Below are 16,476 nucleotides of genomic sequence, written 5' to 3'. Positions count from 1 at the left end.
CGCTCACTCGGCATGCCGGTATCGTCCACGTGGCCTGCATCCGGAATGGACGGCCCGGATCACCGCGATGGCCGAGGCCGCGGTGCCCCTTGACCAGCGCGGTCGGCAGATGGCGTTGCTCCAGTACTCGTTCACGGCGGCGCCGATCAGCGCGCCGCTGCTGGGCGGGCTGCTCGCATCGAATCCCACGCTGCCCTGGCTGATTCTGCTGGCAGCTTCGCTGTCGGCCTTGACGCTGCTGCGCTGGCTGACACCGCGTCTGGCAACGGCAGCCACCAGCGCCGGTGCAGCAGCGCCGCTGGCCGACTACTGAACCCGACCCTCACTGGCAGCACTGCACCGATCCGCAAGCCATCCCAAGTGCTAACCAGACACACCAGCCTTGACCATCCCGCACCTCTCCGGAAGAATGACGCATCTCGGCGATCAGCATATCGACCAGGCATGTGCCTGGTCGGGCTGTGCCGCTGGCTCCGTCGGTTGGACCCCGTGACGCCACCGGTGGTGCGACGCATCTTCAGTGAATATCTCTCTGGGCTCAGCATTTTCGCGATAGCCCAGGCTCGAACCGATCGAGCCTTCGACACTCAGAGCACCACCCTCGAAAACGCCCGCGCCGCCTGGACCGGCCTGCTCGCCGCCGGCCTGCTCATCACCGCCGCACTCGCACTGTTCGTCGTCGGAGGCCCCTCGCCCTCGAGCCATTCCGAAGCCCGAGTGCTCCGGCGAGACGATGTGGGGGTGTAGCGCTCACCGGCAGTGAGCGGGCCCTCTGGTTGCGCCGGCCTGCGCCACCAGAGGGCATGGCGATGGGCTACGTCTCACTTTCCCTGAAATGGGGAATTGATGGTCGTGAAGTACTGCGCCGCGGCCAGGATCGCGACCGGGGCGGTGACCAGCAGTTGCCCCGCCAGGGTGCCGAGCGCGCCCACCGCGACGATGCCGCCGAGACAGCCGACGACGGCGGCCGGGACGAACGGCCCGAACAGGCCGACGATGGTCGCCGCGGCGACGGTGGCGCCGGCGACACCGCCGAGCAGGCAGCCCACCGCTCCGCCGCTGAGGCCGCCGACCAGGGTGCCGATGGTGGCGCCCGCGCCGATGGTGCTGGTGAGCCGCGTCCAGGCGGCCTGCTCGCGGTCGTAGGGTGTCTTCCAGGGCGCCTGATCCTCATACGGCAGCGCGACCGGGCGATACAGCGCGTGCGCCAGATCGAATTCCGGGGTCAGTGTCGCGTTGCGGCCGGTGATGTCCGCCCGGATCGGGAAGACGAAATCGTCCACCCGGAAGGACAATTCGGTGCCCGCCAGCACCTTGCCCCGATCGGATCGCACCTCCAGGACGCCATCGTGGTCGGCCAGCGATCCGGAGTCGGTTTCGATGCTTACCCACGACGCCGTGGTGGTGGCCCGGTAGCCGACGTCGTGGTCCTCGTCGCCAGAATCGGCGTACGCACTACCGGAGCCGATGGTCAGTGCGGCAATCGAAATCGCCGCACCGGCTATCATTGCTTTGGTATCCATTTATATCTCCTCATCGTGCAATGTGCATTTACCACCATCGGGCACCGTGGTTGAGAATGCGATACCAAAAATCGTTCGGATTTAAAATCACCGATGACCGGAATTTGTTCGGACAAAGAATTACCCGGATCCGGGCACGACAAATTCCCGCCGTATGCGACGGGAATTGCCTGTTCGATATCCGGGGCTGCCGTTACTGGTGCACCACCACACGATCGGTGTCTGGTTCAGGAGTAAGTGCGGGCAGCGGGCGTAGTGGAGTCAGGAATGCCTCGCCCAGCCGTTCTCTTTTCTCCGGGTCGGTGACGCCCAGGCCGGTATGTGTAGCGAGTCCCAGCACCCCTACCTTGCCGACGTGGATATTTTTCTGCACGGAACGTACCGCCTCGGTCACATCGGCCAGGGGGTGCACCGCCGACAATGGTGGTGCGAGCTTTCCGAGATCGAACAGGCGTATCATCTCTGCCGCCTCTTTCAAATTCATCGCATGACTGCCGATGACGCGTTTCAAATTCATCCAGAGATAGCGATTGTCGTATTCGTGGCGATATCCGCTCGACGATCCGCAGGTGATGACCGTCCCGCCGCGGCGCACGACGATCACCGACATGCCGAAGGTGTCGCGACCGGTGTAGTCGAAGGCGACGTGCGGATCCTCACCGACCGCGGAACGGATGGCCCGGCCGAGTCGTTTGGCGGCCGCGATCGTCGCCTCCGCACCGCGATCACCGGTATCGAGCTCCAATTCGGTGCGATTGACCACGACCTCACATCCCAGCGTCCGCACCAACTGTGCCTTCTCCTCCGACGACACCACGCCGACCGGGATTCCGCCGGCATTGCGCACCAGCTGCGTCGCGAAGGCGCCGAGCCCACCGGCCGCACCCCAGATCAGCACGATGTCGCCCTGTTTGATCCGCGCGCCGTGCTCACCCACCAGCATCCGGTAGGCGGTACCGCCGCACAGATTGATACAGGCCGCCTCCTCCCAGGTCAGATGCGCCGGTTTGGGCAGCAGCTGACTGGCCCGCACGACGCAATAGTGCGCCAGCCCACCGAAATTGGTCTCATAACCCCATGCCGTCATGGCCGGATCGAGCATGGCGTCGTCATGTGCGGCGGCGTGCTGATCGTCGACGACGACGGGTGACACCGTGACATGGTCGCCGACCTTCCAATTACGCACCCCGGCGCCCGTGCGGACCACGACCCCGGCCGCATCCGAGCCGATAACCTGATAGTCGCGCCGGTGGCGGGACGCGAAACCGCCCGAGCGGGCGTAACGGTCGAGCATGTCGAAGGTGGATACCGGTTCGAAGATCGACGACCACACGGTGTTGAAGTTGATCGAACTGGCCATGACCGCCACCAGCGCCTCATCGGGCGCGAGTTCGGGCATGGGCACCTCGCCGAGATGGATTGACCGGCGTGGATCCTTGTCGGTCACGCCGTCGAATATGCCGACATCCTCGCGCCGCAGATGTGCCGCCGGATAGTGCGCGGGAACCTCCTGTGCGAGCAGCACTTCGGCGGGTGCGCCGTCGAGTACCGCCGCGGCGAGCCGATCCGTCATGATCGTGGTCCTTTCCCACCACGCGGTCTCATCGCGCGGGTAATCTACTGAGCTGCAACGCTGTTCGTCCTCCCGGCCGGGGTGGAGAATCGATCCTCACCGGAACGCTAAGGTCGGGCCGGGGTAACTGGCAGCCCCTAATGGCCCCCTAAACCCGGTCGGCGCGCGACGGTACGGGTAGGGGTGTCAGGGGCAGTCGTTTCCCGCGACGCTGATCGGTATGACAGCCGAACAGCGCACGCACGAGCCGTCATCGGCGGGCACCGGGAGACGCGAGGACCAGGCGGTCGCGATCGTCGGCATGGCGGTCCGGCTTCCCGGTGCGGACGATCTCGCGCAGTTCTGGCAGCTGCTCGCCCGCGGCGGCGACGCCGTCACCGTGAGCGACCGGCACCACCGGCCCGGCGGTTACCTGCGCGATGTGACCGGGATGGACACCGGCTTGTTCGCCGTGTCCGCCGGGGAGGCCGCCGCGATGGATCCGCAGCAGCGGCTGCTGCTGGAACTGGCGTGGGAAGCAGTGGAGGACAGCAGAACCTCCCCGTACGACCTGCGCGGAACGTCCGCCGGGGTGTACGTCGGCGCCATGCACGGCGACTACGAGATCCTCTCGCAGGCTGCGGATGCCACCCGGCACACCCTGACCGGACTGAGCCGCGGTATGCTCGCCAACCGGATCTCCCATGTCCTCGGTTTGCGCGGGCCTAGCCTGACCGTCGATTCCGGCCAGGCGTCGTCACTGGTGGCAGTGCATCTGGCCGTGCAGAGCATCCGGCGCGGCGAATGCACGGCGGCGCTGGCGGGCGGGGTCAATCTCGTACTGGGCGAGCACGAGACGGTGATCGCCGAGCGGTTCGGCGCACTGTCCCCAGATCACGCCTGCCGCCCCTTCGACGAGCGCGCCAACGGCTACGTCCGGGGTGAGGGCGGGGCGCTGATCGCATTGAAACCGCTCACCGCCGCACTGGCCGCGGGCGACCGGATCTACGCGGTGATCCATGGTTCGGCGGTCAACAACGACGGCGCGACCTCCGCCACCCTCACCGCGCCGAGTGCCGCCGCACAGGCCGAGGTGCTGCGCGCGGCACTCGCCGATGCGGGAGTCGAGCCGCAGCAGGTCGGCTATGTCGAAATGCACGGCACCGGAACGCCGGTCGGTGATCCGGTCGAGGCCACGGCACTCGGACGTGTGTACGGGACCGCGCGGGGTGGCGCCGCTGCACTGCGGGTCGGATCAGTCAAATCGAATATCGGCCATCTCGAGGGTGCGGCCGGGATCGCCGGACTGGTGAAGGCGGCGTTGACGGTGTACTGGGCCGAAATCCCGGCGACTCGCAACCATGACCGCCCCAATCCGCGAATCCCGTTGGCGGACCTCGGCTTACAGATCGTGACGGGGCACACGCCCTGGCCCGGAGCGGATCCGGTCGTCGCCGGTGTGAGCTCGTTCGGGATGGGCGGCGCCAACTGCCATATTGTCCTGGCCGCGGCCGCACCGGTGCCCCCAGAGGATATGCCCGCACCCGGCGACAGGCTTACACCGTTCGTACTCACCGGCGCGAGTGCGGGTGCACTGCGGGACCGCGCGCGGCAACTGAGCGAATTCCTCACGGCCGATACCGATCTCGGCGCGCTGGCCTACTCACTACACGCGACCCGGGCACGGCACGACCACCGGGCCGTGGTCCTGGCGCGTGATCGCGCCGATCTCACCGACGGCCTGGCCGCGGTCGCCTCGGGTTCGGTTGTGCCACAGGTGGTGTCGGGCCGGCGCACCCGGACAGATCGTGGTGCGGGCGGGCGGCTTGCGTTCGTATTTCCCGGCCAGGGTGCGCAGCGACCGGCCATGGCCCGCGCGCTGTACCGGACGCTGCCGGGTTTCGCCGAACACCTGGACGAGGTGGTCGCGCACTTCACCCCGTATCTGGATCTGGACCTGCGGCAACTGCTGATCGAGGAGGACGAGGCGAGCGCCGAGCTACTGGGCCGCACGCGCTATACCCAGCCCGCCCTCTTCGCGGTGGAGTACGCGCTGTACCGGGTGGTGCGGGAGCTGGGGATCCGGGCCGACTATCTGATCGGTCATTCCATCGGCGAGCTGGTCGCGACCACCGCCTCCGGCGCCTTCACAGTCCGGGACGCGGCGCGGCTGGTGGCCGAGCGCGGACGGTTGATGCAGGCCGCGCCCACGGGCGGTGCCATGCTCGCGATCGCGGTGTCCGAGAGCGAGATTCGCGACTATCGAGACCACGCCGGCGCCGACTTCGACATCGCCGCGGTGAACCATCGGCAGGCCACCGTCATTTCGGGTGCGGCTGCCGCGGTGGCGGCGGCCGGTGCCGACTTCGCCGGGCGCGGATATCGAACCACCCGGCTGACCGTGAGCCATGCCTTCCACTCCGCCCACATGGACCCGGTCCTCGGGGAATTCCGGGATGTAGTGGCGGGCACCGAGGTGCACCGCCTCGGCACACCGGTGGTGTCGAATACCACCGGGCAGCTGCTGACCGACGCACAGCTCGCCGACCCCGGCTACCTCACCTCTCAACTGCGCGGCACGGTGCGTTTCGGTGCCGGAATCGAGACCTTGCTCGAGCACGGAGTCACCACCTTCCTCGAACTCGGGCCGGGGGCGGGACTGTCGAGCATGATCCGTTCGGCACCCGGAATCGACGCTGGCGGCCGCACGATCGCGGCCGTCGCGGCACTGCGCGACGGCACCGTCGATGCCGACGGTCTGCTGCGGGTCCTCGCCGAACTCGAATGCGCAGGTGTCCCCGTCGACTGGGAGCGCCTGGTATCCGCCCGTCGGCGAATCGATCTGCCCTCCTATCCTTTTCAGCGCACTCCGCACTGGATCACGGACTCGAACCGGACCGTCGATGCCCGGCCGCCCGCCGAGATCCCCGCGAGCACACCCGAAATCCGCCGCGACTCGGATACGGCTCCCGATCCCGTTCACGCGGTGGTGACCGCGTTGACTCGCGCTTTGGACTCGGCCACCATCGGCGACGACGAATTGCGTAGTGCGTTCACCGCGTTGGGCATGGACTCACTGGGTTCGGTGCAGTTCCGCGATGTCGTCGCCGAACTGACCGGCCTGGCCCTGCCCGCATCCCTGGTCTACGACCACCCCACCCCGCGCGCGGTGATCGACCACCTCGGTGAACTGCTCGGCACCCGGGCGGTGTCGGCGAATACCATTGGTGTGCAGCGGATTCGAACCGATGACGACGAGGTGGTCATCGTCGCCGCGGCCGGGCGCTGGCCGGGTGGGCTGGACACACCGGAGGAATTCTGGGACGCGCTGCTGGCCGGGCGCGAGGTCACCGGCGCCTTCCCGGCCGATCGCGGATGGGACATCGATCCCCGGGCATCCGACCCGGCCCGCCGCGGCGGGTTCCTGTACGACGCAGCGGAATTCGACGCGGCGTTCTTCGGTATCGGCCCGCGTGAGGCGGAGGCGATGGACCCGCAGCAGCGGTTGCTGCTGGAATCGACCTGGACCTGCCTGCAACGCGCCGGAATCGCACCGAGTTCGCTGCGCGGAAGCAGCACGGGTGTGTATGTCGGTGCGGTACAACAGGAATACGGACCCCGCATGCACGAAGCTGTGTCCGGGGCCGCCGGGTATCTGCTGACCGGGACCACCAACAGTGTGATTTCCGGCAGGCTAGCCTACCATTTCGGCTTCGCCGGCCCGGCCGTCACCGTCGACACCGCCTGCTCCTCGTCGCTGGTCGCCTTGCATCTGGCGGTGCGCGGACTGCGTTCGGGCGAATGCGATCTCGCGGTGGTGGGCGGGGTGTGCGTGATGGCCACGCCCGGCATGTTCACCGAATTCGCCAAACAGGGTGGTCTCGCCGCGGACGGTCACTGCAAACCTTTCTCCGACGCCGCCGACGGTACCGTCTGGGCAGAGGCGGTCGCGACCCTGCTGGTCGAGCGGCGCTCGGATGCGATCCGGGCCGGGCACCGGATTCTCGCCGTCGTGCGCGGCACCGCGATCAATTCCGACGGTGCGACTAACGGCCTCACCGCGCCGAACGGCCTCGCGCAGCAGCGCGTCATCACCGCCGCCCTCGCGGACGCGCGGCTGTCGCCCGCCGATATCGATGTGGTCGAGGCGCACGGGACCGGTACCGCACTCGGCGATCCGATCGAGGCGCGGGCGCTGGGCGCGGTGTACGGCAGTGCGCACGGCGCGGACCGGCCGGTGCTGATCGGATCGGCGAAATCCAATATCGGACACACCCAGGCCGCGGCCGGTGTCACCGGTGTGATCAAGCTGATCGGTGCACTCGGCTCGGCGACGGTACCGGCGACGGTCAATGTCGCGACACCCAGCAGCCTGATCGACTGGTCCGCGGCCAATCTGTGGGTACCGGCTTCCGGACCGGTGCCGTGGCCCGAGACCGACCGGCCCCGCACCGCGGCGATCTCCTCGTTCGGGATCAGCGGCTCCAATGCGCATGTCATCCTGCAGGAGCCGGAACCAACCGCGCCGCGGGCAATTCCGGAATTCGCGGCGCCGATGGTGTTCTCGGCCCGCTCCGCCGCCGGTCTGCGCGCCCATGCCATGGCACTGGCCGCGGCGATCGATTCCGGCGGTGTGGTGGCGGCCGCAGGCGAATCGCACCGGGTGGACGAGGGTTTCGCCCATCGCGCGGTGGTCCGGCCGTCGGCGGATATTGGTGCCGCGCTGGCGGCGGTCGCGGCCGGTGCGCCACATCCCGATGCCTTGGTGGCCGGCCCGCCGGACCGGGTGGGGCCGCGCGCGTACGTCTTCTCCGGTCAGGGCAGTCAGCGAGTCGGGATGGGGGCGCGGCTCGCCGCGGCCGTACCGGGATTCGCTACGGAGCTGAACGCGGTAATCGCGCGGCTGGACCCGTATCTGCCGGTGCCGCTCGCGACGGTCCTGGCCGACGAGTCCGGGCTCGTCCATCGCACCCGCTACACCCAGCCCGCGCTCTTCGCCGTCGAGGTCGCACTGTTCCGCTGGCTCGAAACCATCGCCCCCGCACCGGATTTCGTGGCCGGGCATTCGGTGGGTGAACTGGCCGCCGCACATGTGGCCGGTGTGCTTGACCTCGACGACGCCTGCCGGCTGGTGACCGCCCGCGGCAGGCTGATGGACGAGATCGAAGCGGACGGGGCGATGGCCGCGCTGGCCGCCCCCGAGGCCGAGGTGGCGCAGGCGCTGCGGGCGTATACCGGGGTGGATATCGCCGCCGTCAACGGCCCGCACGCCACCGTGATCTCCGGTGACCGGGCAGCGGTCGAGACCCTGGCCGAGCAGTTCCGGTCCGGCCGGCGGAAGGTGCGGCTGCTCGACGTCTCGCACGCATTCCACTCGGGCCACATGGACGCGATGGTGGACGAGTTTCGGCAGGTGGCCGAGACCGTGCGTGCGGGAGCGCCGCGCATACCGCTGATATCGGGGCTGACCGGCGCAGCGATCGAAGCGGCGGCCGATCTCGGCGCAGACCACTGGGTGCGGCACGCACGGCACGCCGTCCGCTTCGCCGATCTGACACGCACGCTCTACGACGCGGGAGTGCGGACCTTCCTCGAGGTGGGGCCGGACGCGGTACTGCTGCCGATGATCACCAACTCGATCCCGGAACCGATCGTCATCGCCCCCACCCTGTCCCGCCGAACCGATGAAACCGACTCGGTCACAAAGGCATTGGAGACCCTGTACCTGGAGGGGGCCGACGTACGCTGGCCCGCGCTGCTGGGCACCCGGCCGGTCGACACCGCCCCGCTACCCGGATACGCCTTCACCCGGACCCGCTTCTGGAGCGCACCCGGCGGGGCGGATCGCCGCCATCCCTTCCTGGGTGCGGTGGCGCGTTCCGCGGACGGCGCGATACTGCTCACCGGCACGATCTCGCTGAACTCGACTCCGTGGCTGGCCGATCACGTCATCGGCGACGCGGCGATATTCCCCGGTACCGGATTCCTCGATCTGGCCCTGTACGCCGCCGCGCAGGCGGATCGGGAGCAGGTCGCCGAACTCGATCTGGTCGCGCCGATGGTCCTGGGTGAATCCGATCGCCTCGTGGAGGTTTCGGTCAGCGCCGAGGGCGAGGACCGGGAGGTGGCCATCCGGTCCCGCGCACCGGGCGAGCAGTGGGTGACCCACGCGACCGGGCGGCTGGCCCGCGAGATCGCCGGACCGGACGCGGTCACCGGGGAGCTGCCGGTACCGGATTCCGAACCGGAGGAGCTGTACCGGAGGCTCGCCGCCGACGGCTACCGCTACGGACCCGCCTTCCGCAACCTGCGCGGATTCGAGGATGTGACAACCGATTCCGTGCGGGTGCGCCTGGAACTGGATCGATCCACCCCGGCGGCCGCGGGTCACCGCGTCCACCCGGCACTGCTCGACGCCGCCCTGCATCCACTGGTAATCGCGCTCTCGCCGGACGACTCCGGGCCGGTGCTGCCCGCTCAGTTCCGCGGCGTCCGTGTCACCGCAGTGCCTTCCGGACCGGTCCTGGCCGAGGCCGCGCGCACCGGACAGTACCGGGCGGCACTGCGGGTGGATGCCCCGGACGGCCGGACTCTGGTCGAGATCGATGCCGTCACCTTCCTCTCGGCCACCCTGCCCGCCGCGACCGGCCCGGAGCTGCCGGGCCGGCTGGTGTGGCATCCGGGCGCACCGGCCGCTGCCGAGCCGGACGGCGATGTGGTGGTCGTCGGCGGTGCGAATGCCGATTTCGCGACACCGGAGGCGCTGCGGGCGGCCGTGCGCGACGGTCGCGCGGCCCCGGATCTGGTGCTCGCACTACCCAATTCCGCTGACGCCGGTGATATCGCGGCGGCGACGCATTCCGTTGTGGCCGAGACGATCACGGTGCTGCGGGACTGGGCCACCGACGACGCACTCGCCGAGACTCGCTTGGCGGTCGTGGTCGAGAATTCGGGCGCGGACTCGATCGCCTCGGTACCTGGGCAGGCGGTGGCCGGACTGGCGCGCAGTGCGCAGCACGAATGGCCCGGACGATTCCAGCTCGTGGAGACCGACAGCCTCGCCGAACCCCGGCGGATCGCGGCCGCCGTCGAAGCCGCCTCGGGACCCGAGATCGTGCTGCGGGACAACCATATTCAGCAGCCTGCGGTCGAAGCGGTCGCGACGCCGGCGGACGATCGGACCGCCGCCGCCCTGTCCGGCACGGTACTGGTCACCGGCGCCTCGGGTGCGCTGGCCGGAGTCGTGTGCCGGCATCTGGTCGCCGCGCGCGGGGTGCGGCGGCTGCTGCTGGTGAGCCGCGGCGGGGTCGCGGCGGAGACGGTCGCGCAGCTGCGGGAGCTGGGCGCGCACGTGCGCACCGAGATCTGCGATATCTCTGTGGCCGAACAGGTTCGGGATCTGATCGCCGGAATCGATCCGGCGGCACCGCTGTCGGCTGTCTTCCACCTCGCCGGAGTACTCGACGACGCCGCACTGACCACCGTGGCCCCCGAACAGATCGCCACCGTCCTGCGGCCGAAGGTCGACGGTGCGTGGAATCTGCATCGCTACACCGAGCGGCTACCGGAAGTCGGTGCGTTCGTGCTGTTCTCGTCGATGGTCGCGACCACCGGCAATCCGGGACAGAGCACATACGCCGCCGCTAACGGGTTCCTGGACGGGCTGGCCCGCGCACGTCACCACGCAGGTCTGCCCGCCACCGCCATCGGGTGGGGATTCTGGGAGGACGTCGACGGTATGGGCGCCGCGCTCGGCGGCGCCGAACTGGCGCGGCTGCGGCGTTCCGGCGTCGGTTCGCTGAGCGTCGATCGGGCGGTGCGCTATCTGGATGCCGCACTGACCTCGGGGGAACCCCATGTGCTGGCCACACCGGCCTGGCCTGCGGCGATCCGGGTCCGGTCGGTGCGTGCACCCGCCCCGCGGCCCGGCTCCGGACAGCGGGCCACCGCACCTGTGCGGGCCGAGAACCGCTGGGCGGCACTGTCTCCCGAGGAACGCGAACAGGCCGTGACCGCACTGGTCCGGGACGCGGTGGCGCAGTCGCTGGGCTATCCCGCCGGTACCGAGATCGATGCCCGGCGCGGATTCCTCGAAATGGGAGTGGACTCGCTGGCCGCTGTGGAGTTGCGCAATCAGCTGTCGCGGGCCTGCGGGGTCCGCCTGTCGGCGACCGCACTGCTCGACTATCCGACCGTGGAGCAGCTCGGTGACCATGTGACCGCGCTGCTCACCGAACAACTCGGCGGCACCGCGACACCCGCCGCCGTCGACATCGCCGCACTGATCGCGGAACTCGAACGCGTGCACCAGGATTCTGCCGAACTTGACGGCGGACACCGGGAACTGCTGCTGACCCAGCTGCGCCGGTTGACCGCGCCCGTGGGCGAAGCGGTCGCCGAGGACCGCGATCCGCGGGCGGCGACCGACGACGAACTATTCGATCTGATCGACAACGAGCTCGGGTTGAGCAGAGATGAGGCGCTGTGACGACGGTATCCGGCGATGCCCCGGCGGTATCGGGCGAGGACAAACTGCGGGCCTACCTGAAACGGGTCACCGCGGAACTCCAGCAGACGCGGCGGCAACTGACACAGGTCACCGCCCGCACCGATGAGCCGATCGCGATCGTGAGCATGGCCTGCCGCTATCCCGGCGGTGTGCGCGAACCCGAACAACTCTGGGATCTGGTGGCCGCCGGAACCGACGCGGTCGGCGCCTTCCCCGGCAACCGCGGCTGGCCCGCCGGACTCCACGACTCCGATCCGGACGCGGCCGGCCGGTCGCTGACCGATCAGGGCGGATTCCTCTACGACGCCGACCGTTTCGACGCCGGATTCTTCAATATCGGCAACCGGGAAGCGGTCGCGACCGATCCACAGCAGCGCCTGATGCTCGAACTGAGCTGGGAGCTGCTCGAGCGGGCCAATATCGTGCCGGAGAGCCTGCGCGGCAGCACCACCGGTGTGTTCACCGGCGTCATGTACTACGACTACGGCACCCAGCTGCCCACCGGATCGCCGCAGGACGGCTACCGGGTGATCGGCAGTGCCGCGAGTGTCGTCTCCGGGCGGATCGCCTATCACCTCGGGCTGACCGGGCCTGCCGTCACCGTCGATACCGCCTGCTCGTCGTCACTGGTGGCCATCGCGCAGGCCTGTGCGGCGCTGCGGCGCAGTGAGGCCGAACTGGCGCTGGCCGGTGGGGTGACGGTGATGTCCACGCCGACCACCTTCATCGATTTCAGCCGCCAACGGGCACTGTCGCCGGACGGCCGCTGCCGATCGTTCTCCGCCGCGGCCGACGGAACCGGGTGGGCCGAGGGCGCCGGACTGCTGCTGCTGGAACGCGAATCCGACGCCCGCCGCAACGGTCACCGCATCCACGCGCTCATCCGCTCGTGTGCGATCAATCAGGACGGTGCCAGCAGTCAGCTCACCGCGCCGAACGGTCCCGCACAGGAGCGCGTCATCGGCGCGGCGCTGGCTCAGGCGGGACTGCGGCCCGCCGACATCGACGTGATCGAGGCACACGGAACCGGAACGGTGCTGGGCGATCCGATCGAAATCGGTGCGCTCGCACGGGCATACGGGTCCGGACGGCGTCCCGACGATCCGATCCACGTGGGATCGCTGAAATCCAATATCGGGCACAGCCAGGCCGCGGCCGGAGTGGGTGCGGTCATCAAGATGGCGATGGCGATGGCACACGAACGCATGCCCAAATCGCTGTACGGCGACAATCCCACCTCGCACATCGACTGGGACGAGATTCCGCTGCGGCTGCTCGCCGAGGAACGGCCCTGGCCGCACCGTGACCGGCCGCGCCGGGCGGGTATCTCCTCGTTCGGGATCAGCGGTACCAACGCACATCTGATCCTGGAGCAGCCCGCGGAGGCGGACGAGATTGCGGTGGCTTCCGAGACCGGGGCCGCACCGTACGTGTGGGTGCTGTCGGCGTGCAGTGATCGCGCACTCGTCGCCCAGGCCGACCAGCTGTCGCAACGGCTACGCGCGGAACCGGCGCCGGAACCCGGTACGCTCGCCCGGACACTCGCGCTGGGCCGCACCGCATTCGAGTACCGGGCCGCGATCGTGGGCGACACGGTCGCCGATCTGCTGTCGGGCCTCGGCACTCTGGGGTCCGGCACCCCCGGACCCGGTATCCACATCGGACACGCGCGTCACCGCACGGTGACCTTCCTGTTCAGCGGACAGGGCAGTCAATTCCCGCGCATGGGACATGAACTGCGCGAACGGTTTCCGGTGTTCCGGGAGGTGTTCGACCGGATCTGCGACACCGTCGATGAACTGCTCGCCGGTACCGCGAGTCATTCACTGCGCGAGGCGATCGAGGGTGCGGCCGACGACAGTGACCGGCCCCTGCTGGACAGCACGCTCTACACCCAGACCTGCCTGTTCGCCGTCGAGGTCGCGCTGGCCACCCTGTTGCGGTCGTGGGATATCGTCCCGGCGCGGGTCATCGGCCATTCCGTCGGGGAACTCGCGGCCGCGCAGATCGCCGGCGTACTGTCGCTCGACGATGCCTGCCGGCTCGTAGCCGAGCGCGCCCGCCTGATGCAGGAGATCGACACCGCCGGAGCGATGATCGCGATCGAGGCCACCGCCGACGAGGTGCGGGCGGAGATCGCGCGGACCGCGATACCGGTCGATATAGCCGCGGTGAACGCACCGCGCTCGGTGGTGGTCTCCGGCAGCCCCGAGACCACCGATGAGCTGGCCGACCAGTTCCGGCAGCGCCGGCGCCGCACCAAGTGGCTCAACACCTCCCACGCATTCCACTCCGCCCAGATGGACGGGCTGCTCGCGGAATTCGAGGCCGTCGTGGCCCAGCTGACCTACCGGCCCGCGGCGGTGCCGATCGTCACCACCAGCGGCACCGTGGACGCGGGAACGATACTCGACGCCAGCTACTGGACCCGGCAGATCCGCGAACCGGTCCTGTTCGCACCGGCCGTCGAATTCGCCTACGCGGCAGGGGAGAACGCCTTCCTGGAGATCGGTCCGGGCGGGGTGCTCACCGCCCTCGCCGCGGAGACGGTCGCCGCGGCCGAGCCCGCCACCACCCGGCCCGAGCCGGTCGTGATCCCGACCCTGCGCCCGGACGTCGGCGCCGACGAATCGATCGCCGTGGCCGTCGCGCGACTGCACGTCGCGGGCCTGACACCGAATTGGGAACGGCTGCAACCGGAATCGCCGATGCTCGCACTGCCCACCTACGCCTTCGACCGCGAACGGCACTGGCCCGCGGCACCGGCCGAAAACGGCACCGGCGCCGACGGCGAGTTCTGGACCGCGGTGGCGGGGCAGGACGGCGCGGCACTGCGCCGGCTGATCGGCTACACGGGTGCGGACGAACATGTCGAGGCCCTGGTAGCGCCCCTGGCCGACTATCACCGGCGCACCACGCACGCCCAGCAGCGCGACCGCTGGACCTACGTGACCGAATTCGGTGATATCGGCGCACCTTCGGCCCCCGCCGATCCCGGCGACTGGGTGGTCGTCGGTCGCCGCGACGACGATCTCGGCGCGCGGGTGGCGCAGGCGCTGCGTGATTTCGGTGCCGCCGTCGCCGTGGTGGAACTCGACTCCGCCGAACTCGCACAGCCACAAGCATTTCCGGCGGCGTTGCGGGCCGCCGCACCGGACGCGCCCGCGGGGATCGTCTCGGTACTGCCGGCGGGGGCGGCCGAAACCGACCCCGCCCGGGGAGTCGAACGAGGGCTCGCACCGACCGTTGCACTCGCCCGGACCTGCGACGAACTCAGATGGCAGACCCGGCTGTGGACGCTGACATCCGGTGCGGTCGCCGCGGTCGACGGCGATACCGTGCCGGATCCGGCCGCGGCGACGGTGTGGGGATTCGGTGCGGTCGCCGCCGTCGAACTGCCACATCTGCGCGGCGGTCTGATCGATGTCGATGATCCCGGCGACCGGGCCGCGCTCGATATCGCGCTGGCTGCCGTCACCGATCGGCGTTCGGCCGAAACCGAGATCGCCGTCCGATCGGGACGGGCATTGTCCCGCAGGCTGATCCGGCACCGGACGCCTGACGCGCAGCCGTGGGCACCGGACCCCGCCACCACCGTTCTCATCACCGGTGGCCTGGGTGCGCTCGGACAGGCACTGGCCCGCAGACTGGTCGCCGACGGTGCCCGGCAGCTGCTGCTCACCAGCCGCGCCGGCATCGACGCGCCCAGCGCCAAGGAGTTCATCGCCGAACTCGCCGAACAGGGTGCGCGGGTGCGCGTCGCCCGCTGCGATGTCGCGGATCCGGAACAACTACGCGTGGTGGTGAATTCGGTGGCGGTGACCACCCCGCTGTCGGCGGTGTTCCACGCCGCGGCGGTACTCGACGACGCCTCGATAGCCGCGCTCGCCCCGGATCAGCTCCGTAACGCGCTGGCGGCCAAGGCGATCGGCGCGCACAACCTGCACGAGGTGACCCGGGCGCTGGAGTTGTCGGCCTTCGTCCTGTTCTCCTCGATCGCCGGACTGTGCGGGGTCGCCGGACAGGCCAACTACGCGCCGGCCAACGCCTATCTGGACGCGCTCGCGCGGCATCGGCACGCGGCCGGGTTGCCCGCCACCGCCGTGTCCTGGGGACTGTGGGCCGGCGACGGCATCATCGACGACGCCGGTGCGCGCCGTGCCGAATCCAACGGCTTCCTGCCGATGGATCCCGACCGCGCCCTGGACGTGCTGCCGTACGCGATCGCCGATCCGGCCGCCCATCTCGCGGTCGCCGATATGGACTGGGATCGGCTCGCGGCCCAGCAGTACAACGCGATCACCGGTGGTTTGACCGCCACCACGACTGACTCGGCCCCGGCGGCCACCGAGGCCGCACACGAGGCGTGGTGGCAGGAGCTGACCGAGCTGTCCGCCGAGGAGCGGCGGGCCCGGGTGATCGCACTCGTCCAGGAACACATCGCCGCCGTACAGGCTGTCGACTCGCCCACCCGGATCGATCCCGGGCGCAGCTTCAGCGATCAGGGCTTCGATTCGATCACCGCCGTCGAACTGCGCAACCGGCTGCGGGCACGCACCGGCCTGGCCCTGTCGCCCGCGGTGCTGTTCGACTACCCGACTGCCGCCGAACTCGCCGATCACCTGCTGGCGCTGCGTTACGCCGACACGGCCGAACCCGACATCTTCGGCCAGATCACTCGTCTGGGTGAGGCGCTGGCCGGACTGGACGGCGAGTTGGCCGGGCGGGCACGGACCGAATTGGCCGCCGTACTCGCCACTCTCGGCGACCGGCCCGCAGAGACGGGCGCGCCCGACCGGCTCGACGGCGCCACCGATGCCGAACTCGCCGAGTTCATCGAGAAGAACCTCGGAATCACCTGACCGACCCGGGTTCGCCGACCACTCCGCCCG

6 protein-coding genes are annotated in these 16,476 nt (G+C 69.5%); 4 read left to right on the top strand and 2 right to left on the bottom strand.

Features of this window, described 5'->3' with window-relative positions; genetic code table 11:
• Window positions 1-67: 67 nt before the first annotated feature.
• Both ACZ60G_RS14810 and ACZ60G_RS14805 read left to right on the top strand, forming a co-directional pair.
• The gene (locus ACZ60G_RS14810) at window positions 68-313 is read left to right on the top strand and encodes a hypothetical protein (RefSeq protein WP_465810657.1); all 246 of its coding nucleotides are present in this window, start codon (window positions 68-70) and stop codon (window positions 311-313) included.
• Window positions 314-489: 176 nt separating this feature from the next.
• A complete protein-coding gene (locus ACZ60G_RS14805; RefSeq protein WP_465810656.1) occupies window positions 490-747 on the top strand; it encodes a hypothetical protein in 258 nt (85 codons plus the stop codon).
• A 74-nt stretch (window positions 748-821) separates the two neighbouring features.
• On the opposite strand, the gene ACZ60G_RS14800 is transcribed toward ACZ60G_RS14805, so the two are convergent.
• Both ACZ60G_RS14800 and ccrA read right to left on the bottom strand, forming a co-directional pair.
• Window positions 822-1,523, bottom strand: coding sequence for a DUF8020 domain-containing protein (locus tag ACZ60G_RS14800; protein WP_465810655.1), 702 nt, complete (start codon window positions 1,521-1,523; stop codon window positions 822-824).
• 193 nt (window positions 1,524-1,716) lie between these two features.
• Entirely contained in the window at window positions 1,717-3,096 is a 1,380-nt protein-coding gene (gene ccrA / locus ACZ60G_RS14795) for a crotonyl-CoA carboxylase/reductase (protein WP_465810654.1), read from the bottom strand.
• A gap of 220 nt (window positions 3,097-3,316) precedes the next feature.
• Here ccrA and ACZ60G_RS14790 point away from each other — a divergent pair, with 220 nt between their 5' ends.
• On the top strand, window positions 3,317-11,563 hold the full coding sequence (locus tag ACZ60G_RS14790; RefSeq protein WP_465810653.1) for a type I polyketide synthase: 8,247 nt from the start codon (window positions 3,317-3,319) through the stop codon (window positions 11,561-11,563).
• Complete coding sequence (locus ACZ60G_RS14785) at window positions 11,560-16,446, top strand: type I polyketide synthase (protein WP_465810652.1); 4,887 nt, start codon at window positions 11,560-11,562, stop codon at window positions 16,444-16,446. The genes ACZ60G_RS14790 and ACZ60G_RS14785 overlap by 4 nt, the downstream gene beginning before the upstream one ends.
• Window positions 16,447-16,476: the final 30 nt, after the last annotated feature.

This window comes from Nocardia sp. NPDC102475 (genome assembly GCF_055584605.1).
This window is presented reverse-complemented; position numbering and strand designations above follow the sequence as displayed.